32 protein-coding genes are annotated in these 26267 nt (G+C 57.7%); 1 reads left to right on the forward strand and 31 read right to left on the reverse strand.

Annotated features, from left to right (window positions below):
- Positions 1–15: 15 nt before the first annotated feature.
- The 31 genes from Q0816_RS01210 to Q0816_RS01360 form a co-directional block, all read right to left on the reverse strand.
- Positions 16–1560, reverse strand: coding sequence for an NADH-quinone oxidoreductase subunit M (locus tag Q0816_RS01210; RefSeq protein ID WP_298846593.1), 1545 nt, complete (start codon positions 1558–1560; stop codon positions 16–18).
- Complete coding sequence (gene nuoL, locus Q0816_RS01215) at positions 1560–3689, reverse strand: NADH-quinone oxidoreductase subunit L (RefSeq protein WP_298846596.1); 2130 nt, start codon at positions 3687–3689, stop codon at positions 1560–1562. The genes Q0816_RS01210 and nuoL overlap by 1 nt, the downstream gene beginning before the upstream one ends.
- A 7-nt stretch (positions 3690–3696) precedes the next feature.
- Positions 3697–4002: an NADH-quinone oxidoreductase subunit NuoK gene (gene nuoK, locus Q0816_RS01220; RefSeq protein WP_298846599.1), complete on the reverse strand. Its 306-nt coding sequence runs from the start codon at positions 4000–4002 to the stop codon at positions 3697–3699.
- Positions 3999–4577 (reverse strand): hypothetical protein, encoded by a 579-nt coding sequence (locus tag Q0816_RS01225; RefSeq protein ID WP_298846602.1) that lies wholly within the window; start codon positions 4575–4577, stop codon positions 3999–4001. The genes nuoK and Q0816_RS01225 overlap by 4 nt, the downstream gene beginning before the upstream one ends.
- Positions 4574–5176 carry an NADH-quinone oxidoreductase subunit J gene (locus Q0816_RS01230; RefSeq protein WP_085821135.1) on the reverse strand — a complete coding sequence of 201 codons (603 nt, stop codon included), beginning with the start codon at positions 5174–5176 and terminating at the stop codon, positions 4574–4576. The genes Q0816_RS01225 and Q0816_RS01230 overlap by 4 nt, the downstream gene beginning before the upstream one ends.
- A complete protein-coding gene (locus tag Q0816_RS01235) occupies positions 5173–5583 on the reverse strand; it encodes a carboxymuconolactone decarboxylase family protein (RefSeq protein ID WP_298846609.1) in 411 nt (136 codons plus the stop codon). Before Q0816_RS01235 ends, Q0816_RS01230 begins: the two co-directional genes overlap by 4 nt.
- Complete coding sequence (locus Q0816_RS01240) at positions 5576–5812, reverse strand: hypothetical protein (RefSeq protein ID WP_298846612.1); 237 nt, start codon at positions 5810–5812, stop codon at positions 5576–5578. The genes Q0816_RS01235 and Q0816_RS01240 overlap by 8 nt, the downstream gene beginning before the upstream one ends.
- An 11-nt stretch (positions 5813–5823) precedes the next feature.
- Positions 5824–6318 (reverse strand): NADH-quinone oxidoreductase subunit NuoI, encoded by a 495-nt coding sequence (nuoI, locus tag Q0816_RS01245; protein WP_037307839.1) that lies wholly within the window; start codon positions 6316–6318, stop codon positions 5824–5826.
- Between the two features lies 1 nt (position 6319).
- A complete protein-coding gene (gene nuoH / locus Q0816_RS01250) occupies positions 6320–7357 on the reverse strand; it encodes an NADH-quinone oxidoreductase subunit NuoH (RefSeq protein WP_298846625.1) in 1038 nt (345 codons plus the stop codon).
- Between the two features lie 204 nt (positions 7358–7561).
- Positions 7562–9583: an NADH-quinone oxidoreductase subunit NuoG gene (nuoG, locus tag Q0816_RS01255; protein ID WP_298846628.1), complete on the reverse strand. Its 2022-nt coding sequence runs from the start codon at positions 9581–9583 to the stop codon at positions 7562–7564.
- A 7-nt stretch (positions 9584–9590) separates the two neighbouring features.
- On the reverse strand, positions 9591–9995 hold the full coding sequence (locus Q0816_RS01260) for a DUF5333 family protein (protein WP_298846630.1): 405 nt from the start codon (positions 9993–9995) through the stop codon (positions 9591–9593).
- A gap of 44 nt (positions 9996–10039) precedes the next feature.
- Complete coding sequence (locus Q0816_RS01265; RefSeq protein WP_298846633.1) at positions 10040–10444, reverse strand: DUF5333 domain-containing protein; 405 nt, start codon at positions 10442–10444, stop codon at positions 10040–10042.
- A gap of 98 nt (positions 10445–10542) precedes the next feature.
- Positions 10543–10893 (reverse strand): hypothetical protein, encoded by a 351-nt coding sequence (locus Q0816_RS01270; protein WP_298846636.1) that lies wholly within the window; start codon positions 10891–10893, stop codon positions 10543–10545.
- A 37-nt stretch (positions 10894–10930) separates the two neighbouring features.
- A complete protein-coding gene (locus tag Q0816_RS01275) occupies positions 10931–11347 on the reverse strand; it encodes an MAPEG family protein (protein WP_298846639.1) in 417 nt (138 codons plus the stop codon).
- Between the two features lie 5 nt (positions 11348–11352).
- Complete coding sequence (gene nuoF / locus Q0816_RS01280; protein WP_298846642.1) at positions 11353–12651, reverse strand: NADH-quinone oxidoreductase subunit NuoF; 1299 nt, start codon at positions 12649–12651, stop codon at positions 11353–11355.
- A 12-nt stretch (positions 12652–12663) separates the two neighbouring features.
- Positions 12664–12885, reverse strand: a complete 222-nt coding sequence (locus tag Q0816_RS01285) for a DUF5337 domain-containing protein (RefSeq protein WP_298846645.1) — start codon at positions 12883–12885, stop codon at positions 12664–12666.
- A gap of 29 nt (positions 12886–12914) precedes the next feature.
- Positions 12915–14054, reverse strand: a complete 1140-nt coding sequence (nuoE, locus tag Q0816_RS01290) for an NADH-quinone oxidoreductase subunit NuoE (protein ID WP_298846647.1) — start codon at positions 14052–14054, stop codon at positions 12915–12917.
- Positions 14054–14530 (reverse strand): hypothetical protein, encoded by a 477-nt coding sequence (locus Q0816_RS01295; protein WP_298846650.1) that lies wholly within the window; start codon positions 14528–14530, stop codon positions 14054–14056. The genes nuoE and Q0816_RS01295 overlap by 1 nt, the downstream gene beginning before the upstream one ends.
- A complete protein-coding gene (locus Q0816_RS01300) occupies positions 14527–15750 on the reverse strand; it encodes an NADH-quinone oxidoreductase subunit D (RefSeq protein ID WP_298846652.1) in 1224 nt (407 codons plus the stop codon). Before Q0816_RS01300 ends, Q0816_RS01295 begins: the two co-directional genes overlap by 4 nt.
- Positions 15750–15872 carry a hypothetical protein gene (locus Q0816_RS01305; protein WP_298846654.1) on the reverse strand — a complete coding sequence of 41 codons (123 nt, stop codon included), beginning with the start codon at positions 15870–15872 and terminating at the stop codon, positions 15750–15752. Before Q0816_RS01305 ends, Q0816_RS01300 begins: the two co-directional genes overlap by 1 nt.
- A gap of 1 nt (position 15873) precedes the next feature.
- Positions 15874–16047 (reverse strand): hypothetical protein, encoded by a 174-nt coding sequence (locus tag Q0816_RS01310; RefSeq protein ID WP_298846656.1) that lies wholly within the window; start codon positions 16045–16047, stop codon positions 15874–15876.
- Entirely contained in the window at positions 16047–16652 is a 606-nt protein-coding gene (locus Q0816_RS01315; protein WP_298846658.1) for an NADH-quinone oxidoreductase subunit C, read from the reverse strand. Before Q0816_RS01315 ends, Q0816_RS01310 begins: the two co-directional genes overlap by 1 nt.
- 11 nt (positions 16653–16663) lie before the next feature.
- A complete protein-coding gene (locus Q0816_RS01320; protein WP_037307875.1) occupies positions 16664–17197 on the reverse strand; it encodes an NADH-quinone oxidoreductase subunit B family protein in 534 nt (177 codons plus the stop codon).
- Positions 17188–17553: an NADH-quinone oxidoreductase subunit A gene (locus Q0816_RS01325; protein WP_050602775.1), complete on the reverse strand. Its 366-nt coding sequence runs from the start codon at positions 17551–17553 to the stop codon at positions 17188–17190. The genes Q0816_RS01320 and Q0816_RS01325 overlap by 10 nt, the downstream gene beginning before the upstream one ends.
- Positions 17554–17748: 195 nt before the next feature.
- On the reverse strand, positions 17749–18531 hold the full coding sequence (locus Q0816_RS01330; RefSeq protein WP_298846664.1) for a crotonase/enoyl-CoA hydratase family protein: 783 nt from the start codon (positions 18529–18531) through the stop codon (positions 17749–17751).
- Position 18532: 1 nt separating this feature from the next.
- Positions 18533–19384, reverse strand: a complete 852-nt coding sequence (locus Q0816_RS01335; RefSeq protein WP_298846667.1) for a hydroxymethylglutaryl-CoA lyase — start codon at positions 19382–19384, stop codon at positions 18533–18535.
- Positions 19385–19462: 78 nt separating this feature from the next.
- Positions 19463–21394, reverse strand: a complete 1932-nt coding sequence (locus Q0816_RS01340) for an acetyl/propionyl/methylcrotonyl-CoA carboxylase subunit alpha (protein ID WP_298846669.1) — start codon at positions 21392–21394, stop codon at positions 19463–19465.
- Between the two features lie 14 nt (positions 21395–21408).
- Complete coding sequence (locus Q0816_RS01345) at positions 21409–21825, reverse strand: ASCH domain-containing protein (RefSeq protein WP_298846672.1); 417 nt, start codon at positions 21823–21825, stop codon at positions 21409–21411.
- Between the two features lies 1 nt (position 21826).
- Positions 21827–23431 carry a carboxyl transferase domain-containing protein gene (locus Q0816_RS01350; RefSeq protein WP_298846675.1) on the reverse strand — a complete coding sequence of 535 codons (1605 nt, stop codon included), beginning with the start codon at positions 23429–23431 and terminating at the stop codon, positions 21827–21829.
- A 14-nt stretch (positions 23432–23445) separates the two neighbouring features.
- Complete coding sequence (locus Q0816_RS01355) at positions 23446–23973, reverse strand: hypothetical protein (protein WP_298846678.1); 528 nt, start codon at positions 23971–23973, stop codon at positions 23446–23448.
- Positions 23970–25496 (reverse strand): AMP-binding protein, encoded by a 1527-nt coding sequence (locus Q0816_RS01360; RefSeq protein ID WP_298846681.1) that lies wholly within the window; start codon positions 25494–25496, stop codon positions 23970–23972. Before Q0816_RS01360 ends, Q0816_RS01355 begins: the two co-directional genes overlap by 4 nt.
- Positions 25497–25632: 136 nt before the next feature.
- On the opposite strand from Q0816_RS01360, the gene Q0816_RS01365 reads away from it, so the two are divergent.
- Positions 25633–26235, forward strand: coding sequence for an OmpW family outer membrane protein (locus tag Q0816_RS01365; protein WP_298846684.1), 603 nt, complete (start codon positions 25633–25635; stop codon positions 26233–26235).
- Positions 26236–26267: the final 32 nt, after the last annotated feature.

Consider the following 26267-nt stretch of genomic DNA (forward strand, 5'->3'; position numbering starts at 1 on the left):
GTCTCCAAAGCTCCCTTAATGCGAAGCGGCTGTCTGGGTCGCGGCGTCAGCCGCGGCCAGAGCCGTGTCATAGTTCGAAATCAGCGCGGCTGTGGATTGACCGATCACATCGGTCACCAGCGACGGGTAGATGCCCAGAAGGATGGTCATCACGATCAGCGGAGCAAAGATCAACCGCTCGCGCGAGCTCATGTCTGTCATCGCCTTCAGGCTTTCCTTGATCAGGTCGCCAAAGACCACGCGACGGTACAGCCACAGCGCATAACCGGCCGAAAAGATCACACCCGTCGCGGCCACGGCTGTCACCCAGGTATTGACCTGGAAGGCCCCCATCAGGGTCAGGAATTCGCCGATGAAACCGGATGTGCCGGGCAAACCGACATTGGCCATGGTGAACAGCATGAAGACCAGTGCATAGGCAGGCATCCGTATGACCAGACCACCATAAGCCTCGATATCGCGGGTATGCATCCTGTCATAGATCACGCCTACGCAAAGGAAGAGCGCGGCCGAGATGAACCCGTGGCTGAGCATCTGGAAAATTGCGCCATCAATGCCCTGTTGGTTCGCCGCAAAAATGCCCATGGTCACAAAACCCATATGCGCGACCGAGGAATAAGCTATCAGCTTCTTCATATCCTCCTGCACCAACGCCACCAGCGAGGTGTAGACAACCGCAATGGCCGACATCCACAGCACCAGATCGGTCATCACCGCAGAACCCACAGGGAACATCGGCAGGCTGAACCGCAAGAAACCATAGCCGCCCATTTTCAGCAGGATCGCCGCCAGTACCACTGAGCCCGCGGTCGGGGCCTGTACGTGCGCATCGGGCAACCAGGTGTGCACCGGCCACATCGGCATTTTCACTGCAAACGAGGCAAAGAAGGCCAGGAACATCAGCGTCTGCATACCGCCAACCACATAGATGCCCAGCACGCTGAAGCTTTCGGACGAGAACTGATGTGTCATCAGTGCCTCAATATCCGTGGTGCCCGCATCCGCATACATAGCCACCATGGCCACCAGCATCAGAACCGAACCGAGGAAAGTGTAGAGGAAGAACTTGAAGCTGGCGTAAACCCGGTCCTTGCCGCCCCAGATGCCGATGATCAGGAACATCGGGATCAAGCCCGCTTCGAAGAACAAATAGAACAGCACCAGATCCAGCGCCATGAACACGCCGAGCATCAGCGTTTCCAGCAGCAGGAACGCCACCATGTATTCCTTGACGCGGTCAGTCACGTTCCAGCTGGCCAGAATGGTCAATGGCATGATGAAGGTGGTCAGCAGAACGAACAGAACACTGATGCCATCCACGCCCATCTTGTATTTGAGGCCCATCAGCCACCCACCCTCTTCCACCATCTGGAAGCCGGTATTGGCGGGATCAAAACCAGTATAGATACCAATTGAAACCAGGAAGGTCACAGTGGTGGCCAGAAGAGCAATCCACTTGGCGTTCCGTTGTGCCGCCGCATCATCACCGTGCAGGAACAGGGCCAGAATGCCCGCTGCAATGGCTGGGATGAATGTGACAATAGATAGGATATTGTCCATTAGTGGGCCCCTCCGCCGATAGACATCCAGGTCACAAGGGCTGCAATGCCCAGCACCATCCAGAAGGCATAGGTAAAGATGTACCCGGTCTGCGCCTTGCCTGCGAGGCGGGTAAAGAAGGGAACAACGCCCATTGCTACTCCGTTCAGGAAACCATCAATTGATTTGCCGTCCCCGCGTTTCCATAAGAAGCGGCCAAGCGCCATGGTGGGTCTGACGAAGATCGCGTCATAAATCTCATCAAAGTACCACTTGTTCAGCAGGAACAAATACAGCGGGCGCTGGTTCGCAGCCAAACGTGCAGGCAGCGTGGTGTTCACGATGTAGAACCAGTACGCCACGATAAAGCCCAGCAACATCGCAACAAACGGCGAGACCTTTACCCATTTCGGAGCCTCATGCGCATCGTTCAGGACATTGTTGTCGGGTGCCATATACAGCGCGCCTTCACCAGGCTCACCGCCGAAACTGGCATGCTTTTTGTCGGCCTTATAACCATCCTCGCCTCTATCAGATTTCGCTTCCCCGTGGCCGTCATCTGCCAGGACCTCGCCATGAGTTTTGCCCGATGCAGCCTCACCATGCCCGCCGGTCTCTTCCGCCAGTGGGATGCCGTAGAATTTGGCAACCTTGTCGGTGTAGCCGAAGAACTGGTTGTACCATAGCATCCCCGAGAACACCGCACCCAGCGACAGAACTCCCAGCGGAACCAGCATGGTCATCGGGCTTTCATGAGCGTGATCGTGGGTATGCTTGTCCCCACGTGGTTCGCCATAGAAGGTCAGGAAAATCAGACGCCAGCTGTAGAACGAGGTGAAAATCGCCGCAATCACCAGCATCCAGAACGCATAACCCGTGCCACCGGCATACGCGCTTTCGATAATCGCGTCTTTCGACAGGAACCCGGCAAAGCCAAAGGTGGTCAGTGGGATGCCCACACCGGTGATGGCCAGCGTACCGATCATCATCGCCCAGAATGTATAGGGGATCTTCTTCCGCAGACCACCATACTCGGTCATCTCCTGCTCGTGATGCATTGCGTTGATCACAGAACCCGCCCCAAGGAACAACAGTGCCTTGAAAAATGCGTGTGTCAGCAGATGGAACATCGCCGCCGAATACATGCCCACACCAGCGGCCACGAACATGTAACCCAGTTGCGAACAGGTCGAATACGCAATGACGCGCTTGATGTCGGTCTGCACCAGCCCCACGGTCGCGGCGAAAAACGCGGTCGAAGCCCCAAGGAAGGTGATGAACCCGGTCGCACCCGGCGCGAACTCCATCAGCGGTGACATGCGGCAGACAAGGAACACACCTGCGGTCACCATGGTGGCGGCGTGGATCAGTGCCGACACAGGCGTCGGACCTTCCATCGCGTCCGGCAACCAGGTGTGCAGGATCAACTGGGCCGATTTACCCATGGCACCAATGAACAACAGGACACAAATCACCTCAATCGCGGTCCACTCACCCCACAGGAAGTGCAGCTTTTCCTCGGCCAGCGCAGGAGCCGACGCAAAGATATCCGAGAAATTGATGCTGTCTGTCAGGAAGAACAGCGCAAAAATCCCCAGTGCGAAGCCAAAGTCACCGACGCGGTTGACGATAAACGCCTTCATCGCCGCCGCATTGGCACTGGATTTGCGATAGTAGAACCCGATCAACAGGTACGAGGCGACGCCTACGCCTTCCCATCCAAAGAACATCTGAACCAGATTGTCTGCTGTCACCAGCATCAACATGGCGAAGGTAAAGAAGGATAGATAGGCAAAGAAACGCGGCTTATAGCTCTCGCCCTCACGCCACTGCGGATCGTGATCCATGTAGCCAAAGGAATAGAGGTGCACGAGTGAAGAAACAGTTGTCACCACGATCAGCATGATCGCGGTCAGACGATCCAGACGAATGGCCCAGCTTGTCGACAGCGAGCCGCTCTCGATCCAGCGCATGATCTCGATCTGCTGGGTGTGGCCGTCAAAGGTGAAGAACACGATCCATGACAGCAGACAGGCCAGAAACAGCAGGCCCGTGGCGGTCCACATGGCGGCCTTCTCGCCGATAAATCGCCAGCCGAACCCGCAGAGCAGCGCGCCCACCAGCGGGGCAAAGAGGATGGTGGTTTCCATAGTTCTCTTAGCCCTTCATCATATTGACGTCTTCAACCGCGATCGAGCCGCGGTTGCGGAAGAAACAGACCAGAATGGCCAACCCGATCGCCGCCTCAGCCGCCGCAACGGTCAGCACGAACAGCGTAAACACCTGCCCGACCAGATCGCCGAGGAAGCTGGAAAACGCCACGAAGTTGATATTCACCGCCAGCAGCATCAGTTCGATGCTCATCAGCAGGATGATGACGTTCTTGCGGTTCAGGAAGAGACCGAAGATGCCGATGACGAACAGCGTCGCCGCGACCGTAAGATAGTGTTCAAGTCCGATCATAGCTTCGCTCCTGGCGAGTCGGGGTAGTAGAGTTTGCAGCCACAGGTGTAGTCGACTTTCTTTTGAACCGCAGTCCTGCCGAAGAATGCATCGAGGCTAGAGGTACTACGATAACCTTGGTTTTTTGCGATATTCTGCAACTCAGACAATGTCGTCTGTTCATCTAGACCTATTGGCCCTAGCGGCTGTTGAATGAGTTCGATTGACTCATGAATACCTATTGGATGTGACACAACCTTCTGGCCATCTGCCCCAATTTTTGTCTCCGAGCCCACGAGTTGCCCACCAATGACAATTCCGTCTGCAATTGAGCAATCCATGAAAAAAAGGTTCTGCTGAGAGAAGCACGCGTCGCCACTGTTCAATCTTTGTCCAATACGGCCATTGCCCAAATCGACAACTGGCTTCCCCCTGAAGGAATTCCATTTACCACGCCCACCATTCTCAAAAGAACAATCAGGGTGGACTGCTTTAAATTTCCATCCTTCGTTGACGGGCGCTGGCGAACAAGCCAATGCCACGTTACTCGTCAAAAATATGGCGAGCGCAAGTGCGAAGGTGGAGTTACGCGTCACAACCCCTGCCCCGGTTTCACGTCCTTCAACTCCATCGCCTTGGCCGGGTCGCGCATCATCTGGCCGATGATGTCCTGACGCTTGATGTCCTTGCGGTGGCGCAGCGTCAGAACGATGGCGCCGATCATGGCCACCAGCAGGATCAGACCCGCCAGTTGGAACAGAAGGAAGTATTGATCGTAAAGAATGACGCCGAGCGCCTCGGTGTTGTGGCGATCTACTGGTACCGGCTGCGCCAGATTGGCCGCCGCACCTTGCGCGCTGTCCCAGGCCCCGAAGGCCATGACGAACTGCATCAGGATGACCAGACCGATCAGCAGCGCCAGTGGCATATAGCGCGCCATCTCGGCCTTGAGCTCGGCAAAATCCACGTCCAGCATCATCACCACAAACAGGAACAGCACCGCGACCGCGCCGACGTAGACGATGATCAGCAGCATCGCCACGAACTCGGCCCCCAGCAGCACGAACAGCCCCGCCGAGGACAGGAAGGACAGGATCAGCCAAAGCACCGAGTGCACCGGCTGGCGGCTGATCACCGTGAACAGCCCGCCGGTGATGGCGCTGATGGCAAACAGGTAGAAGGCAAAGACGGTCATTGATCCTCATCCTCGTTGTCGCCCATGACCTCTTGCGCCAGATCGAGCGCGCGGGTCATGGCCGGGATGCCGGCAAAGACCGACATCTGACCGATCGTTTCCACGATCTCTTGTTTCTTTGCGCCCGCTTCCAGCGCGTGGCGCACGGTCTGGCGCACCGCCGCATCCGCCTGAGCGCCCTGACAGGTCAGCCCGGCCAGCGTCAGCAGCAGGCGGGTTTTGGCATCCAGGCCGTCCTTGTTGACGGTGTTGCCGAACATCATCTCCATGACCTCTTTCGGCATGGTCGGCCACAGCGCCTCGAACCCCTTGGGCGAGAAATTCTCCATCGCCGGGTTCATCGCCTTGGCCATGTCCTGCGCCTGCTTCATCATCAGCTCAAACGGATTTGTCGGGCTGTCAGTCATTGTTCGACACCCCATCCACGCCCGGCCAAGAAGAATAAGCAAAAACCCATATCACTACGATGTTGACGAAAGGGACAGACATCAAAAGAGCTAACCACGGCGACGAACCTGTGCGCTTCGCGATTTTCATCGAAGGAAGACCAAAGGCAAAAAAGCCAATTGCCAAAAAGATCAGAAAAGCCGGAAGACCAGTTACCTGATACTGCATATTTTCAGTTGCACTATTCATAACGTCCCCGATCACCTATAAGGCGCGTCCATTTCCAGATTGCGGGCGATCTCGGCTTCCCAGCGTTCGCCGTTATCCAGCAGTTTTTCCTTGTCGTAGAACAGCTCTTCGCGGGTCTCGGTGGCGAATTCGAAGTTCGGACCTTCGACGATGGCATCGACCGGGCAGGCTTCCTGACAGAAGCCGCAATAGATGCATTTGGTCATGTCGATGTCATAGCGCGTGGTGCGGCGGCTGCCGTCTTCGCGTGGCTCGGCGTCGATGGTGATGGCCTGCGCCGGGCAGATCGCTTCGCACAGTTTGCAGGCAATGCAGCGTTCCTCGCCATTGGGATAGCGGCGCAGGGCGTGCTCGCCCCGGAAGCGCGGCGACAGTGGGCCCTTTTCGTGCGGGTAGTTGAGGGTCGCCTTGGGCGCGAAGAAGTACTTCAATCCCAGCTTCATGCCGACCCAGAAATCCTGCAGAAGGAAATACTTGGCGGCGCGGGTGTAGTCGATCTGTGTCATTTTATCCCCCCACTGACCAACGGGCGAAGATGCCCCAGAACCACTCGAATTTCGCTGCGAAGGCCACAAATACCACCCAGGCCAGCGAGAACGGCAGGAACACTTTCCAGCCCAGCCGCATCAGTTGGTCATAGCGGTAGCGGGGCGTGATGGCCTTGACCATTGCGAAAATGAAGAAGAAGAACGTCATCTTGCCAACCATCCACAACACGCCATCCGGCAGGCCGGGGATCGGTGACAGCCAACCGCCAAAGAACAGCAGCGTTGTCAGGGCGCACATCAGGAAGATGGCGATGTATTCACCTGCCATGAACAGCAGGAACATGGTTGCGGAGTATTCCACCTGATAACCGGCCACGAGTTCCGATTCCGCCTCGGGCAGGTCGAACGGCGGGCGGTTGGTTTCCGCGAGCGCCGAGATGAAGAACAGGAAGACCATCGGGAAATGCGGCAGCCAGTACCAGCCGAAGAAACCATATCCGGTATCCTGCGCACCCACGATGGCGCCGAAATTCATCGACCCGGTCGAGATGATCACGCCGATAATGATCAGTCCGATAGACACCTCATAGGAGATCATCTGCGCGGCGGATCGCAGCGAGCCCAGGAAGGGGTACTTTGAGTTCGACGCCCAACCGCCCATGATCACGCCATAAACCTCCAGCGAGGAAACGGCGAAAACGTACAGCACAGCAACATTGAGGTCCGACAACACCCAGCCATCATTGAACGGGATCACCGCCCAGGCGATCAGCGACAGAACAAAGCTGGTCAATGGCGCCAGAATAAACACGGCACGGTCGGCCCCGGCGGGAATGACGACCTCTTTCACCACGTATTTCAGTGCGTCGGCCACCGATTGAAGGATGCCATAGACGCCAACCACGTTGGGGCCGCGGCGCATCTGGACGGCGGCCCAGATCTTGCGGTCGCCGTAAACAAGGAACAACAGCGAGATCATCACGAACGCAACGACTGCAAGGACTTGCGCCAGAATGATGATGGCTATTCCGCCTGGGGTGTTAAAGAATTCTGCCATTGGTCCTCACACCGTGGGTATTCCGTTTTCCGCGCGCGATGCAAAGGCCAGATGCCTGCGCAACGAGCGACTGGGTCGGCGCGTTGGTGTAAACAGCATCTGCCGCCATTGCGCCACCCTTTTTCTTTAGTTTCATACGCAAATCAAACGCGGCCAACTGCCGCTCGGCAGTTGCGTTCGTCTGCGATATGAAACAGGTCTGGTTCATTCCGCCGCGATCTTCTCTGCCTTGCGGGATTGCGACTGCGCCGAAAGCTCGGCCATCAATTGCGAGGCGCGCGCGATCGGGTTGGTCAGATAGAAATCCTTGATCGCATTGCGGAAACTTGCTTTGCCCAGCGGTCCGGCGTCAAGCGCCTGAACCTCGTTCCCGATCACTTCGTCTATACGGGCCAGATGCGGTACCGCTTCGATCAGTGCGCTGCGCAGTTGTGCCAGCGAGTCAAACGGCAGTGTTGCGCCCAACTCGTCAGACAGAGCCCGCAGGATCGCCCAGTTTTCCTTGGCTTCACCCGGCGCAAACCCAGCGCGCATCGCCAGTTGAGGACGACCTTCTGTGTTTACGAACAGACCGTTTTCCTCGGTATAAGCCGCACCCGGCAGGATCACATCGGCGCGATGGGCACCCCGGTCGCCGTGGCTTCCCTGATAGATGACAAAAGCACCGTCGGCGATCTCAACCTCATCGGCGCCCAGATTAAAAATCACATCCGCTGCGTTGACGGCGTCCATGCCACCTTCGTTGGTGGCATCCACATCCATCGCGCCCACGCGCGAAGCTGCCGTGTGCAAAACGATCAGGCCACTATCGGTATTGGCGGCAATGGTTTGAGCGGCAGCAAGAACGGCGGCTCCGTCGGCCTCTTGCAGCGCGCCTTGTCCGACGATAACCAAAGAGCGTTTGCCCTTGATCTCATCATCACCGCCCATATCGACGACTTTTTGCAGTGCCGCGCGATCGTCGCCAACGTGGTAATAGTCATAGGTCAGATCGACCGCTTGACCGACCAGAGCCAACTCGGCCCCGTGCGTCCACGCTTTGCGGATGCGCGCGTTCAGAACCGGAGCCTCTTCACGAGGGTTGGTCCCGATCAGCAGGATACGCTCCGCGCTGTCGATGTCTTCGATTGCCGCGGTCCCGGCGTAAGCACCACGGTTTCCAGCAGGCAAATTGGCACCATCGGTACGGCACTCGACAATGCCGCCCTGCCTTTCGATCATTTGTTTGAGCGCGAACGCAGCCTCAACAGAAGTTTGATCGCCAACTATCCCGGCAGGTTTCTCAGCCGCTTTTAATGCCTCGGCGGCCTTGGTCAGTGCCTCGGGCCACGAGGCAGGGCGCAATTTGCCGTTTTCACGGATATATGGCTTGTCCAAACGTTGGCGGCGCAGACCATCCCAGACGAACCTGGTCTTGTCACTGATCCATTCCTCGTTCACGCCATCATGGTTGCGCGGTAGGAAGCGCATCACTTCGCGCCCTTTCGTGTCCACGCGGATGTTCGAGCCCAGAGCATCCATGACGTCGATGCTCTCAGTTTTCGTCAATTCCCATGGACGTGCCGTAAATGCATAAGGTTTTGAGGTCAGCGCCCCAACAGGGCACAGGTCGATGATGTTTCCTTGCAGGTTCGAGTCCAACGTCTGATTCAGATAGGACGTGATCTCGGAATCCTCACCGCGCCCGGTCTGACCCATCTGAGTGATCCCGGCGACCTCGGTCGTGAACCGCACGCAGCGTGTACAGCTGATGCAGCGGGTCATCGCAGTGCCAACCAGCGGGCCAAGATCCAGATCATCGACAGCGCGCTTCGCCTCTTTGAAACGCGAACCCGAGACACCATAAGCCATGGCCTGATCCTGCAGGTCGCACTCACCACCCTGATCGCAGATCGGGCAATCCAGCGGGTGGTTGATCAGCAGGAACTCCATCACCCCTTCGCGGGCTTTCTTAACCATGGGCGAGTTGGTCTTGACCACCGGCGGCTGGCCCTCAGGCCCTGGACGAAGGTCGCGCACCTGCATCGCGCAGGACGCCGCAGGCTTTGGTGGCCCGCCGACAACCTCAACCAGACACATTCGGCAGTTCCCGGCGATCGACAGACGCTCGTGATAGCAGAAACGCGGCACTTCGACCCCAGCCTGTTCACAGGCCTGGATCAGTGTCATCGCACCATCGACTTCGATTTCCTGCCCGTCGATGTTTACTTTGCGGAGGTCAGACATAGTGACTTCAACCTTTCAGGAATGTGCCAATGGTAGAGCTTTTGGCGATCTCGCTTCGGCCCGCTGAACACATTGTCTCTGGCACGCCCACGACGATCCCCCTTTCCTGGATATAGCGGATTGCATCATCCTGTATCCGTTTCCGAGGCATATTTTCTTCGAGATACTTAAAGTCGCTTTCCCGATACCCTTTGGCTTCAAGATCATCGGCAGTGGCTTTCATGCTTCGCGCAATCCGTGATCGATCCACTGACAAAGTCGGGCAGCCAATCGCAATTTGCTGGGCCATCGCATTGGCGAAGGCGACATCATACAGGTTTTCCGGGATTTCGGTGCGGAACTGAGAACGTGAGGCAGCCGTTTCCGCTGTCTCGTTGGTGGTCGTCTGGCATCCGGCAACAAGTACCAGCAACAAACAACCACATAAGGCTTTGGTGAAAGTACAGAACCCCATCCTCAATTCGCCCTCAAGTACACGCCTATGGCGCTATTTCTTTGTATTTCTTTCTGCCCAAGCGAGCAGAATGTGTTGGGGTCGTCGTATGTCACGCCGTTTTGGGTCAAATACGCCCCTCCCTTGGCCCGCATCCGGTCCTTTTCAGCATCCGACTCGACATATGACCGGATTTCCGCGTCCGAGTATCCCAGTTTGTTCGCTTTGGACCGCAGCCCCCACATCACGCTGATCGCTTTCAATCGCCGCCCGCTGATCGAGGGGCAGTATTCCGAAATCTCATTTGCGATGGCGATGTAATAGAGTTCATTGTCGATCTCTTTGACATCCCTCAAGGGCGGCTTCGCTTCTGCCATAGCAGGGAAAGCCGTCAGAGCGGCCAGACCGAACATTTTTGCAAAAGACATGACACTTCCTTTCGTTTTGGAAGCTCCAAAACGAGTTGGTTCGGCCTTGCTAGGCAATAACAGCCCGTCAGTCGCGTCATGATATGCAAAAAGGCGTGTCATGGCCGTTGGCAGGTTCCCGCAAATGTCAGTTGATCATCACTGATGCGGAGATTTTGCGGTTCAGTATCCGGGCCAACTTTCCAGTTTATACGCGACGACCCAAAATTCTGAACACAGAACTTGGTGCCTTCATGGCGGCCAGCCTCGCGCGCGCCGTCCAATGATGCGGACACGCCTTTCACGACAACTGTAAAATCGGTCGGCGATGCTTTCTTGTCGACCACCTTCGCCTTGGTCCTGAATGACTTTCCGTCGAACAGGATACGATCCTCTGACGGTTTAATAATACCGCATGCGGACACGCTCGCTAGCGCCAGCACGACAATAAGGGTTCTTGGGGCCTTCATAGTTTCCCTCTTTGTGTTCTTATCCGCCGCGCCACAATCAAAACGCCGCCACCAGTGCCATAAGCCCGATCACAATCATGCAGGCCCATCCCAAAACATAAAGCACAGACCGCAGACCGCTGTTCGGTTTTCCTATGCCCTTTATATGCACCACCAACATCACCAATCGCGCCACCAAAGCGACGGACGCCAGCAGATTGACCCAGAGCGGGCTGGCACCCAGCAAAACGGCCGCTGTCACAACGGTCGCAAACGCCGGAAGCGTTTCCGTTCCATTCAGATAGGCCCGGTTCAGACGATAGGCTTGATCGGCGTAGTTCTGCTCTGGGGTTGCCCCCGGCGCGAGGCCCTTGCCCTGCTTGGCCAGCGCCGAAAACGGGGCCAAGACCAGAACAACCAGTGTGAAAAGCACAACCGACGCAATCGCGTGGCCATATTCTGCAAAGATATTCATCTCGCTTACTCCGCCGCCATCGCACCCATGCGGCCCGATTTCTGGGCCTTGATGCGGTCTTCGATTTCTTCACGGAAGTTGCGGATCAGGCCCTGGATCGGCCAGGCTGCCGCGTCACCGAGTGCACAGATCGTGTGACCTTCGACCTGTTTGGTCACGTCGAACAGCATGTCGATCTCTTCCGGTTCGGCCTCGCCGCGTACCAGACGGTCCATCACACGCATCATCCAGCCGGTGCCTTCGCGGCACGGCGTACATTGGCCACAGCTTTCATGCTTGTAGAATTTCGACAGACGCCAAATCGCCTTGATGATGTCGGTGGACTTGTCCATCACGATCACCGCAGCTGTGCCCAGGCCCGAGCCCAGATCGTTGCGCAGATAATCAAAATCCATGATCGCGTCACGCATGTTCTCACCGCGCACGCAAGGAACCGACGACCCCCCCGGGATCACGGCAAGCAGATTGTCCCAACCGCCGCGAATGCCGCCGCAATGGGTTTCGATCAGCTCTTCGAAGGAAATCGACATCGCCTCTTCGACAACACACGGGTTGTTCACATGACCCGAGATCGCAAACAGTTTTGTGCCTGCGTTGTTCTGGCGCCCAAAGCCGGCAAACCAATCGGCGCCCCGGCGCAGGATAGTCGGCACAACCGCAATCGATTCCACGTTGTTCACAGTTGTCGGGCAACCATACAGACCCGCCCCTGCCGGGAACGGGGGTTTCATCCTCGGCATACCCTTCTTGCCTTCTAGGCTTTCGATCAGGGCGGTTTCTTCGCCGCAGATATAGGCCCCTGCCCCATGATGCAGGAAGATATCGAAATCCCAACCTGTACTGGCCGCGTTCTTGCCCAGCAGGCCCGCATCATAGGCCTCATCAATCGCGGCCTGCAGCGCCTCACGTTCGCGAATGTATTCGCCGCGCAGGTAGATGTAGCAGGTGTGAGCATTCATCGCGAACGACGCGATCAGGCAGCCTTCGATCAGCGTGTGCGGATCATGGCGCATGATCTCGCGATCTTTGCAGGTGCCAGGTTCGGATTCGTCGGCGTTTACCACCAGATAAGACGGACGACCGTCGCTTTCCTTGGGCATGAATGACCATTTCAAACCCGTCGGGAAACCCGCTCCACCACGACCACGAAGGCCAGAATCCTTCATCGTCTGAATGATCCAGTCACGACCGTTGCCTATCAGGCCAGAAGTGCCGTCCCAATGCCCGCGGGCTTGCGCGCCTTTCAGCGTGCGCTCATGCATCCCGTAGATGTTGGTGAAGATCCGGTCCTGATCCTTCAGCATCGTGTGTTACCTTCAGCTGTCCTGACGCATGCGCCAGAGTTGAAAAATATTAATGCCCGCATAAATGAACGCCGCCAGAGCAGCGAGGTCAAACAGCAGAGCATGCCGGGTCGTCAAACCCAGCGCGGGGCCAATGAACATGTTCATGCCAAGCCAGATCAGCATGGTCACAGCGATGACCACCCCGATATGTCGGCCCTTACGGGCTATGGCCAGTTCCTTGTCTTTGTCCATCTTCCCCCGATGCCCGGTTGGGCACCCGTCTAGTCTTCGTACGTGCCATCTTCCTTGGCACGTTTGGCAAACTCGGTCTCTTCACCCGCAGCCAATCTGGCCGCCTGTTCGATCCAGTCATCCCGTTCGATCCGGCCTTTGAATTTCAAACGCGCGTCGACCCAAGCCACGTGCTCGGGCGTCCACGCGGCGATCTGGTCATAGTGATAGAAACCCAGCTCGTTCAGCGTCTGTTCCAGCTTGGGGCCGACGCCTTTCAACAGCTTCAGGTCATCGGCCTTACCATCGCGTGCACCCGTCAGGGTTTCGGGCTGGTCTTCTTTGACGTCAGCGGGTTTGGCTTTGACTTCCTTGGTAGCAGGCTTGGCTTTCGCCTCTGCCGCTTGCTTCACGGCCGGTTTCGGAGCCTCAGGCACCTTGGGCGGTTCTGCTGCCGCCGACGCACCTGCCTGCTTGCCGTCCTTACCAAGCCACGGTGTCAGGATCGGAACCTCGGTCCCGTCAATGCGCTTGACCGTGTCGCCCAGATCCGTCGCCAATTCGACGCTGGCGTTGTACTGAGGTTTTCCCGCCTCATGCTCGGTCAGACTGGTCAGACCTTTAAGCGGTTCTGCTGCATAACGTCCGTTTTGCGGACCCGGTGCAGGAACTTTGCCCGCCACCAAATCATCGAGGATCTTGCCAAAGCTCTCGGCGGTCAGGTCTTCGTAATAATCCTTACCGATTTGCGCCATCGGCGCGTTGGTGCAGGATCCGAGGCACTCCACCTCTTCCCAGCTCAACTTGCCGTCCGCAGACAGTTCATGCGGTTTCGCTGCGATCTTTTCTTTACAGACCGCGATCAGATCCTCGGCCCCGCAGATCATGCACGACGTCGTGCCGCAGACCTGAATATGCGCGACAGACCCAACCGGTTGCAGCTGAAACATGAAGTAGAAGGACGCAACCTCAAGTACACGGATGTAGGCCATACCCAGTATATCGGCGACGGATTCAATCGCCGGACGGCTCAGCCAGCCCTCCTGCTCTTGCGCGCGCCATAAAAGCGGGATGACCGCGCTGGCCTGACGGCCCTCAGGGTATTTGGTGATCTGCGCTTCTGCCCATTGCTGATTGGCAGCGGTAAAGGCGAAGTTTTCGGGTTGTTCGGGGTGCAGACGGCGCAGCATTAGCAGGCATCTCCGATCACGATAATATAGGGGTCTTCCTGATGCGCCCGGCCTTGATCCACAAGACGGGCAATCAAGTCGGGTGTTTCGGCTTGGGTAAATCCGGCAGGTCGCAGTTTGATTTCAGCCTCTTCCTCGACCATACGGCAGCCGTTCAGGCGCACGAAATCGTAAAGTGCGTCGGCGCGGCCCGCCGCGTTTTCGGACGCCAGCCCATGCGCACCGCAGATTGCCGGTGCGATCTCGAATGTAGGCCCATCCAGCCCGGCCAATCCTTGCTCGGCCCATCCATTTACCACCGCACTGACATCCTCGGGGCGCAAGTCACGTGCAGAAAACGCATCCTCAACCCGCGAGACATCCAGCCGACAACCGTTTTCACGCATAACTTCAAGCACTTTTGCCGTCGGATGTGTCGACGTGGCATGCAACGGAGTGGCCGCTGCAAGGGCAAAGATCAGGGCAAGACGTCTCACCGATCAATCTCCCCAAACACAACGTCCATGGTGCCGATGATGGCAGCAACATCCGCCAGTTGGTGGCCTCCGGCGATGTGGTCCATGGCTTGCAGGTGCAGGAAACCCGGTGCGCGCAGCTTGGCGCGGTAGGGTTTGTTGCTGCCGTCGGCGACCAGATAGACGCCGAACTCCCCCTTGGGGGCCTCGACGGCGGCATAAACCTCGCCCGCAGGCACGTGGAAGCCTTCGGTGTAAAGCTTGAAGTGATGGATCAGGCTTTCCATCGAAGTCTTCATGTCCGAGCGCTTCGGCGGGGTGATCTTACCCCGTGCCAGCACGTCTCCGGGGCAGTCGCGGATTTTGGCGATGGCCTGACGGATGATCAGCAGCGATTGACGCATCTCTTCCATCCGAACCAGATAGCGGTCATAGCAGTCGCCGTTCTTGCCGACGGGGATCTGGAATTCGAACTCGTCATAGCACTCATAGGGCTGCGCCCGGCGCAGGTCCCAGGCCAGACCCGATCCACGCACCATCACGCCCGAGAAGCCGTATTTCTGGATGTCATCCTCGGTCACCACGCCAATATCGGCGTTGCGCTGTTTGAAGATACGGTTTTCGGTCAGCAGACCATCAATATCGTCCAGAACCGCTGGGAATTCATGGCTCCATGCCTCGATATCGTCCAGCAGCTCGGGCGGCAGATCCTGATGTACACCACCGGGGCGGAAATAGGCGGCGTGCAGACGGGCACCACAGGCGCGCTCATAAAACACCATCAGCTTTTCGCGTTCTTCAAAACCCCAGAGAGGTGGGGTCAGCGCGCCGACATCCATCGCCTGTGTGGTGACGTTCAGAAGGTGGTTCAGAATGCGCCCGATCTCGGAATACAGAACCCGGATCAGCGAACCACGGCGCGGCACCTCGACACCGGTCAATTTCTCGATAGCCAGACACCAGGCATGTTCCTGATTCATCGGCGCCACATAATCCAGCCTATCAAAATACGGTAGGTTCTGCAGATAGGTCCGGCTTTCCATCAGCTTCTCAGTACCACGGTGCAGCAAGCCAATATGCGGGTCACAACGCTCGACGATCTCGCCGTCCAGCTCAAGAACAAGACGCAGAACCCCGTGCGCCGCAGGGTGTTGCGGGCCGAAGTTGATGTTGAAATTGCGGATCTTCTGTTCTCCGCTCAGCGCGTCCGTGCTGCCGTCATCATATCTTGAGCCGTCCATCAACGTCCCCGTTTCTTCTTTGCTTCGGCCCGAACCCGAACCTTTTTCGCCTCGGCCGTCTTGGCTGCAGCGCCGGCCAGCAGAACACCCAACGCGCCCAGAATGATCAACTCACCCATCATCTCAGCGACGCTCCAACTCTTGCAATTTCAGTCCGACCCACCACAACAGGGCGATCGTGCCGAAAGGGACCAGACACAGCAGGCACCAGACTTTGTTGATCCCGAAGAACGGCAGTATCTTCACCATCGGAATGATGGTCAGCGCAGACAAGATCAGCCACCAGATGCTACCCATTATTCGGTCTCCTGTTTCTCATCCCCCGGCAGAATGTAGTTCGCACCTTCCCATGGAGACATGAAATCAAACTGACGGTATTCCTGCACCAGCGACACGGGCTCATAGACCACACGTTTCTGAGCCTCGTCGTAACGGACCTCGATATAGCCGGTGGTCGGGAAATCCTTGCGCAGCGGATAACCGCGGAACCCATAGTCCGTCAGAATGCGCCTAAGATCCGGATGCCCCGAGAACAGGATTCCGAACATATCGTACACCTCGCGCTCGAACCAGTTGGCCGAGGGATGCACGTCAACGATTGAGGGCACCATGTCTTCTTCACGGATTGAAACCCGCAAACGAATGCGCTGGTTCTGGTACATCGACAGGAAGTGATACACCACGTCGAACCGCTTGGCCCGTTCGGGATAGTCGACACCGGTAATGTCCACCAAAGTCGAGAACTGACAGTTGCGGTCGGACTTCAGGAACTCGATGAATTCCACAAGGTTCGACGGAGCAACATCCACGTTCAGCTCATCATGGGTTACATCCCATGACAAAACGCAATCAGCCCTCTTCAGTTCCAATTGTGCGCCGAGTTCCTTGAGTGCTTCGCTCATCAGCTCTCTCCTCAGCGTACGATTGTGCCGGTACGGCGGATTTTGCGTTGTAGCTGCATCAGGCCGTACAACAGCGCTTCAGCCGTCGGCGGGCAGCCGGGTACGTAGATATCCACCGGAACGATGCGGTCACAGCCACGTACAACCGAATAGGAATAGTGGTAATACCCGCCGCCATTTGCGCAGGATCCCATAGAGATCACATAGCGCGGCTCGGGCATCTGGTCATAGACCTTGCGCAGCGCCGGTGCCATTTTGTTGGTCAGGGTTCCGGCCACGATCATCACGTCAGATTGGCGCGGAGAGGCGCGCGGGGCGATTCCAAACCGTTCGGCATCGTAACGCGGCATCGAAGTATGCATCATCTCAACCGCGCAGCAGGCCAGGCCAAAGGTCATCCAGTGCAACGAGCCGGTACGGGCCCAGTTGATAATGTCTTCGGTCGAAGTCAGCAGGAAACCTTTGTCCTGCAGTTCGGCGTTCAGGGCCTGGGTGGCGACTTCTTTGTCGACGCCGGCGGTGTTTGCACCCGTCATCACTCCCATTCCAGGGCCCCTTTCTTCCATTCATAGGCAAAGCCGATGGTCAGAACGCCCAGAAACACCATCATAGACCAGAACCCGACATCGCTGATGTCTTTGAAGCCCACGGCCCACGGGAACAGGAAAGCAATTTCCAGATCGAAGATGATGAAAAGAATCGAGACCAGATAGAATCGGACGTCGAATTTCATCCGCGCATCGTCGAAGGCGTTGAACCCGCATTCATATGCGCTGACTTTTTCAGGGTCGGGATTGCGGACGGCCAGTACGACTGCGGCCAGAATCAAGACGATTCCAAGGCCCACGGCAACGGCCAGAAACACCAGAATCGGGAGGTACTCCCGCAGCAGGTCTTCCACGAATAGCTCCTTTCCTGCGCACGCATCTTATTCGGGTGCGCCGTCAATTGGCGTGTTGACTGGACATTCTCTATCCCCGCGGGGTCAGAGGGTCAACCGAACACAGCCCCCTTCGCCATCAAACATGTGCTTGACAGCGCGGCATAGAATCGCAGCGCGTGCGTTTCGCTTTGGCACAGCGGTTCTTCGCTAAACCTACTTATTCCATACAGGTTTTCGTTTTTCGAAAAACGCCGCGATCCCTTCACGCGCTTCTTCCGTTTCCCACCGTTCAACCAGTTCCGAGATGGTCTGATCGATCACGGTATCGTCAATGCGCGGCCCTAATGATTGGACCAGCGCCTTGGCGGAGGCGACTGCCCCCGGCGCGCAAGACAAATAGGGGCGAATTTCATCCTCTACCGCTTCTAAAAGCCGATCCGCGGACACAGTCTTCGTCAGCAATCCCAGATCAACGGCCTCAGTTGCGTCAAACAGACGGGCCGACATGAAAACCCGGCGTGCGCGCGCCTCACCCATGCGTGCGATGACATAGGGCCCGATTGTTGCGGGAATCAGCCCCAACCGTGTCTCGGTCAACCCCATCTTCAGGCTGTCGACCCCAATTGCGACATCACAAACGGCAGCCATCCCCACGCCGCCGCCAAAGGCATTGCCCTGCAACGCCCCGATCAAAGGCTTGGGCATCGTGTTCAAAGCCTGTAACATTTCGGCCAGCTTGCGCGCCTCGACGAAACGTGTCGCTTTGTCGGCGGCCATCTGGTCCTGCATCCAACCCAGATCACCACCTGCACAAAAACTCTTACCGGCAGCTGCCAGAACAACCACCCGCACGCCGTCATCCTGCCCCAGCCGCGACGCGGCTTCGGTCAGTTCGGCGATCATTTGCCCCGACATGGCGTTGTGTTTTTCCGCCCTGTTCAAAGTGAGCGTAGCTACACCGCGTGCATCGGTCACGATCGCGATTGTTTCTAACATGTCAGCCCCTTAGTGCCCTTGCCATTTGCGCTGCCTCTTCAACCACATCGATGTCCAGACCGGTTTCATACCCGAGTCTTTGTAAGTGCGATGCAACAGCTTCAGTCGCGACATTGCCCGCAGCACCCGGAGCATAGGGGCAACCGCCCAGCCCGCCCACGGCTGCGTCGAACACGCGAACACCCAGCGCCAATGCGGCATCGATATTGTCAACCGCGCGACCATTGGTGTCGTGGAAGTGCCCTGCCAACCGGGTTACCGGAACCCTTTCGCGTACTGCCAGAAGCATATGTGCGACCTTGTCCGGAGTGCCCTGCCCAATCGTGTCACCCAGCGAAACCTCATAACAGCCAAGCCCAAAGAGCCGATCGGCGACTTCGGCCACTTTTTCGGGCGGTGTCGGACCGTCATATGGGCAATCCGTGACGCATGAAACATAACCGCGAACCGGCAGGTCGATATGACGCGCCGCTTCAAGGATCGGCGTGAACCGCTCAATCGACTCGGCGATTGAGGCATTGATATTGGCTTTTGAGAACCCCTCGGAGGCAGAGGCAAACACTGCAATCTCGTCCGCCTTGGCCGCCAGCGCATCGCTATATCCATGCATATTCGGTGTCAGCGCCGCATAACGCACACCGCTCGCGCGTGTAATCCCACCCAGCACCTGAGCCGATCCCGCCATCTGCGGCACCCATTTCGGTGAGACAAAGCTTGCAACCTCTATCCGGCGGAAACCCGCACGGCTGAGGCAGTCAATCAGCGCGACCTTGTCGGCAACCGGTATCTCTCGCTTTTCATTTTGTAGCCCGTCGCGCGGCCCAACTTCATAGATCTCGACCAGATCGCCCATGTCAGAACCTCTCCCGGTTTCTTCTCGTTCAAAATGCAGTAAGCCCGACCGTGCCACGTCGCGCGGCGCGGGTACAGGTTACTCTTCTTCCAACCTCACCAAAGCGGCCCCGGCTTCGACCTGAGCACCGTCTTCGACCAAAACTTCGGCCACAACCCCGTCACGCGCCGCAAGCAGAGAATGTTCCATCTTCATAGCTTCCAATATGGCCAAACGATCGCCTTCCTGTACGGTTTGTCCCGCTGTGGCAAAGACGGCCTTGACCAGACCGGGCATCGGAGCCTCGATCACGTTGGTGTCGCCGGTCGCGCTGGCATCCCTGTCCAGCGGATCGATGATTTCGAAGCTCTGGCCGTAGTTGGTGAAAACCGTCAGGATCGCGTTATCCACCGCGACGCGAGGCATCGGTGCACCGTTCAATACCCAACGCCCGGCGGCGCGTTCTGCAACAACGCGATCCTTGCCAATCTGCCAGATCTGGCGATCCGGCCCGTCGACCTGCACGTCCAGATCCAACACCACATCGCGATGGGACAATTGCACAGCGCGATGCAGCGGAGCCCAGAGCGAAAACCCGGTGTCTGGTTCAACATCCACAAGATTCAGTGCAGTTATCGCAGCTGCGACTGCCGAAGAGACCGACAGCTCTGGTTCCTGCACCAACGCTTCAAGGTCTCGCCCAATCAGACCCGTATCCACATCACCCGAGGCAAATCCTTCGTGACGCGTCAACGCGCCCAGAAAGGCCAGGTTCGTAACGGTGCCTGCTACTTCAGTTTGTTGAAGCACCCGGTTTAATGTCTCCAGCGCAACGGCCCGTGTTGCACCATGTACGACCACCTTGGCGATCATCGGGTCGTACCACGGGCTGATCGTGTCCCCGGCCCGCACGCCGCTATCGGCGCGACAATTAGCAGGGAAAACCAGATGAGTCAGCGTTCCAGTTGCAGGCAAGAACCCTTTCGGCACGTCTTCAGCATAAAGACGGGCCTCAAACGCATGGCCAGAGATCGACAGGTCTTCTTGTTGCTTCGGCAGGCTTTCACCCGCTGCAACACGCAATTGCCATTCGACCAGATCGACGTCGGTGATCGCCTCGGTCACCGGGTGTTCAACCTGCAAACGCGTATTCATTTCCATAAACCAGAATCTGTCGGGACGCAGCCCGTCAGAGGCATCGACGATGAATTCGACCGTGCCAGCGCCTCTATAGCCTATGGCTTCAGCAGCCCGCACGCCAGCCTGGCCCATCGCCTCGCGCATCTCGATGTTCATGCCCGGGGCCGGAGCCTCTTCGATCACCTTCTGATGCCGACGTTGCAGCGAGCAGTCACGTTCGAACAGATGCACCGCTTGGGTACCATCGCCGAACACTTGCACTTCGATATGGCGAGGTTTGGCGACGAATTTCTCGACCAATACCGCATCGTTGCCAAAAGCTGTCCTGGCCTCGCCACGCGCACTGTCCAACGCAGCACGGAAATCCTCGGGGCGTTCGACCAGCCGCATTCCTTTGCCGCCACCGCCCGCCACGGCCTTGATCAGCACAGGATACCCAATCGTATCAGCCGCTCCTGCTAAATGCTCAGGGTCTTGATTGTCACCATGATAGCCCGGGACCACGGGCACGCCCGCCTTTTCCATCAGCACTTTGGCCGCATCCTTAAGGCCCATCTTGCGGATCGCATCCGCCGAGGGGCCAATGAACGTCAGACCCGCAGCCTGAACCGCATCCACGAAGTCAGGGTTCTCGGACAGAAACCCATAGCCCGGATGGATCGCCTGTGCGCCGGTATCCAGCGCCGCCTGTATGATCACATCCCCTTTCAGGTAGCTATCTGCCGGGGCGGGACCGCCAATATGAATGGCCTCGTCCGCTATTTGCACATGCTTCGCTACGGCGTCCGCATCGGAATAAACAGCAACGCAAGACACCCCCATCTTTTGAGCGGTTTCCATAACCCGGCAAGCGATCTCGCCCCGGTTGGCAATCAGGATTTTATTGAACATATCCTACACCCTTCCTATGCCAGATCTTCTACAAGCCGAAACCGTTCGCACACGAGTTTCATCTCGGGATTAAAACCACCGTTTCGTTGGAAATAGCGACGATGATCTTCCCGCCATCCTTCAAGCGTTTCATTCTCACCTTCCGCCAAAGCAAAGTCCTCGGTCACATCACAATAACGCTGGATCGAAACAGAAACGGTTTCAATGACCAATGCCGGTGTGCCATCCCAGTTCAGTGCAACATCACGGCGACCGGGCTTCGGCATATCGGGGCTTCCATCAGGATAGTTGCTGAGTGCATCACAGGTCGCGGTTTTGCGGCCAGAACGCACAAATGCCAGTAGCTCAGCGCTCAGCACTGCGCTGTCACCGAATTTGAAGGTTTGCGCACCGGGATAGCGGGCCTTAATGTCTTGCAAACTCTCGCTCATCTTACATCCGGAACACGCCGAAACGTGTCTCCTCAATCGGTGCGTTCAGAGCGGCACTCAGCGACAGGGCCAGCACGTCGCGGCTTTTGCGCGGGTCGATTATGCCGTCGTCCCACAACCGGGCCGAGGCGTAGAGCGGATGCGATTGCTCCTCGAACATCTCTAGCGTCGGGCGCTTGAATTCGGCCTCTTCCTCGGCAGACCATGTGCCGCCCTGCCGTTCTATCCCATCGCGTTTGACAGTGGCCAGCACGCCCGCTGCCTGCTCACCGCCCATAACGGAAATCCGCGAATTCGGCCATGTCCACAGGAACCGCGGCTGGTAGGCACGTCCAGCCATGCCATAGTTCCCGGCCCCAAACGAGCCACCCACCAGCATGGTGATCTTGGGAACCGAAGTGGTCGCCACGGCGGTCACCATCTTGGCCCCGTGCCGTGCGATACCTTCGTTTTCGTACTTCCGCCCGACCATAAAGCCAGTGATGTTCTGCAGGAAAACCAGAGGCGTTTTGCGCTGCGAACACAGCTCGACGAAATGCGCACCTTTCTGTGCGGCCTCAGAAAACAGCACGCCGTTATTGGCGATGATGCCAACAGGGCAGCCTTTGACATGGGCAAAACCGGTCACCAGCGTCTCACCGAAGCGCGGTTTGAACTCATCAAAACGCGAACCGTCGACCAGACGCGCGATCACTTCGCGGATGTCATAAGGAGTCCGAAGGTCGGCAGGAACAACACCCAGAATCTCGTCGGGATCATAGGCCGGGTCTTCGGGGCTGGCCCAATCCACCGTCTGCGGCCTGCGCAGGTTCAGCGAAGCGACCGCGCGGCGCGCAAGGGCCAGTGCATGAGCGTCATCCTCTGCCAGATAGTCGGCCACGCCGGACAAACGAGTATGCACATCACCGCCGCCCAAGTCTTCAGCGCTGACAACCTCACCCGTCGCGGCCTTGACCAATGGCGGTCCGGCCAGAAAGATCGTGCCCTGCTCCTTCACGATGATCGTCACATCCGACATCGCGGGCACATAAGCCCCGCCCGCCGTGCAAGACCCCATCACCACCGCGATCTGAGCAATCCCCTTCGCGCTCATCCGCGCCTGATTATAGAAGATGCGACCAAAATGATCGCGGTCGGGAAAGACTTCATCCTGATTGGGCAGGTTCGCGCCGCCACTATCGACCAGATAGATGCAGGGCAGATGGTTTTCCTCGGCAATCTCCTGCGCGCGCAGGTGTTTCTTGACCGTCATCGGGTAATAGGTGCCGCCCTTCACGGTGGCGTCGTTACACACCACCATGACCTCACACCCCTGCACCCGGCCAATGCCCGCAATCACCCCGGCACAGGGCGCGGCATCGCCATACATCCCATGCGCCGCCGTCGCCCCGATTTCGAGGAACGGAGACCCCGGATCCAGCAAGTTCGCCACCCGCCGACGCGGCAGCATCTTGCCTCGGGATTCATGTCGCACGCGGGATTTCTCGCCGCCCCCTATACGGGCCGCTTCGGCGGCATCAGAGATTTGCGCCAGCGCATCAAGATGGGCTGTGCGGTTTGTTTTGAAGCCCTCGGAGGTGGGCATGGCTTTGGAAGTGAGTTTCATGTCTAAGGCACCTGTTATTCTTCAGCGCGTTCAGCCGCGCGTTGGAGCTCTCTCAGCGCAAGCCAGCCAGCCATGGCATCCGCATAGCCACAAACAACCTGCTCAGAGACTCCTTGGACCTGAACGTCTTCACAATCAGGTATAGCCGGCGCAAATTGGGCCAACAGTTCATTGTCGAAATATCTCATTGCATCTCTTGCTAACTCTTGCGCGGCAGGAGGGTGTCCATAACCGAGACGGAGTTTTTCCGGGATTTGAGACCATTTCGAGATCGTTTCGTCGCGCATCCACTTGGAAACCACCGAAACGCATTTTTCGGCCTCAGCACTCGGGTCCACCAACTCACACATCCTATGACTTTGACTGATACATTCCACATCCATAGGAGGCGCATAGTCGACATTTGGAACCAGATCACTGCAAGCTTGCAAAAATGCGACTGTATCAAAACTGTCAGGACTCGCTGCTTCGGATCGTGTTGCCACGCCAACGGCACTTAGCGCAGTCGCCAAAACAAATAAGTTTCTCAATTTTAGTATCACTTGTTCAATTCCCCCGCCGCCCGCGCCTTCAACTCTTTCCGGATCACCTTCCCGGTCACTGTCATCGGCAATTCCTTCAGAAACGCCACCTCGCGCGGATAGGAATATTGCGCCAGACGGTCCTTGACCCAATCCTGCAACTCGCGCTCTGTGGCCTCAGCTCTTGGTTTCAACACCACATAGGCCTTCACGATCTCGGTCCGCAGCGGGTCGGGCTTGCCGACCACACCCACCGTCGCCACCGCCGGGTGGGTCAGCAGGCAATCCTCGATCTCCGCCGGGCCGATGCGGTAGCCCGCCGAGGTGATCACGTCATCGTCACGACCCACGAAGCGCAGGTAGTCGCCTTCCCACACGCCACGGTCTCCGGTTATCAGCCAGTCGCCCCGGAATTTCTCAGCAGTCGCCCCGGGCCGGTTCCAGTATTCCAGCAGCATCGAGGCCGAACCGCGCCGGATGGCCACGTCGCCTTCCTCGCTGGTCGGGTTGCCGTTCTCGTCGATTACCGCAACCTCGTGCCCCGCTACAGGTTTGCCGATACAGCCGGGTTGCACGGGAAAATCCTCTGAACACGACGAAACAACCATGTTGCATTCGGTCTGGCCGTAAAACTCGTTGATTGTCAGACCGAACGCCTTCTGACCCCAAGCCAGCATCTCAATCCCCAATGGTTCGCCGCCGGAAGCCACTGAGCGCAGTCCGGGAATCACCTGATCCGCTGCCTTGAGCATCCTCAGCGCGGTTGGTGGAAAAAACACATTCCGAATCCCGCCCCGCGCGACAATGTCTGCACAGGCCTCGGGGGTGAATTTTTCTAACCGCGCCGCGACGACCGGGATACCCAGCGCAAGGCCCGGCATCAGCACATCGAACAATCCGCCGATCCAAGCCCAATCCGCCGGTGTCCACAGGCAATCACCTTTACGCAGATGATTGTGGCTGATCGAGACGCCCGGCAAGTGCCCGGTCAGAACCCGGTGCCCATGCAGCGCGCCCTTCGGGCTGCCGGTGGTGCCTGAGGTATAGATCAACACCGCCGGATCTTCAGGGCCGGTCGCGGCAAATGGCACATCCGCACCTTCCTCGCCGATATCAGAGGCAATCAGAGGCTCGGCCAGATCACCCAGCAGATCCGTCCCTTCGGCATCGGTCAGCACGATCTGAACACCCGCATCGCTAACCCGCGACCGCAGCGCATCCCGCTTGAACAATTTGAACAGCGGCACTGAGATCGCGCCAATTTTCCAAATCGCCAGATGGGCCGCTGCGCACCACGGCGATTGGCTCAGTAAAACTCCGATGCGATCCATGGGCTGCACGCGACGCGACAACGCGCGGGCGATACCGTCGGTCATCTGCGACAGCTGCCTATAGCTTATGGTTCGCAAGTCCGATCCTGTCAGATCAACAAGCGCCACCTGATCGCCCGGATGGCTCTGACACTGCTGCGCCATGTTCAGCCGGTCAGGTAAGTCCCAGGCTCCCCCTGGGCGCAAACCCGGTATGCGCTCAACGTCTGGCACCGCGAATTCCCCTTGTTTTCATGATGCTTGGCGACGTGACCTCAAGTGGGCTTATCACGCAAACTTGATACAGATCAGAGTTGCCGGTCGCTGCCTTTGCGAAACCACGAACATTAACATAACCAAAGGCAAGAATATGACAAAGAGACTCGCCGCCTTGACACTGTCTACCGCATTGGTCGCTCTGGCTGCTCCGGCGTTGGCCCAATCGCAAGGGGATTGGACGCTTGGCATTGGTGTCGGCTACCTGGACCCGAAATCCAACAACGGTACGCTGGCCGGTGCGGCAGCGACGATTGACGCGGACACCCGCCCGATTTTCACTGCGGAATACTTTGTTCGCGACAATCTGGGCATCGAGCTTCTGGCCGCGACCCCGTTCAAACACACCGTTGCCCTTGGTGGCACGGACGCGGCCACGGTCAAGCACCTGCCGCCCACCCTGTCGCTGAACTATCACTTCCCGACCAACAGCGCCTGGAAGCCCTATGTCGGCGCCGGCCTGAACTACACCATCTTCTTCGACGAACAATCCGCGCTGGGTAACCTCGATCTCGACAATTCTGTCGGCCTCGCGCTGCAGGCAGGTCTGGATTACGTGGTCACCGAAAACGGTGCGATCCGTCTGAACGTACGCTGGTTCGACATTGACTCGGATGTCTCGCTGAACGGCAACCCCATCGGCACCGCGGAAATCGATCCCTGGCTGGTCGGTGTTTCCTACGTCCATCGGTTCTGATCCCATAACCAAAACGCCCCGCAGTTCCCTCG

Origin of the sequence: uncultured Ruegeria sp. (assembly GCF_947497005.1) — a bacterium.
In the GTDB taxonomy this organism is placed as follows: Bacteria; Pseudomonadota; Alphaproteobacteria; order Rhodobacterales; family Rhodobacteraceae; genus Ruegeria.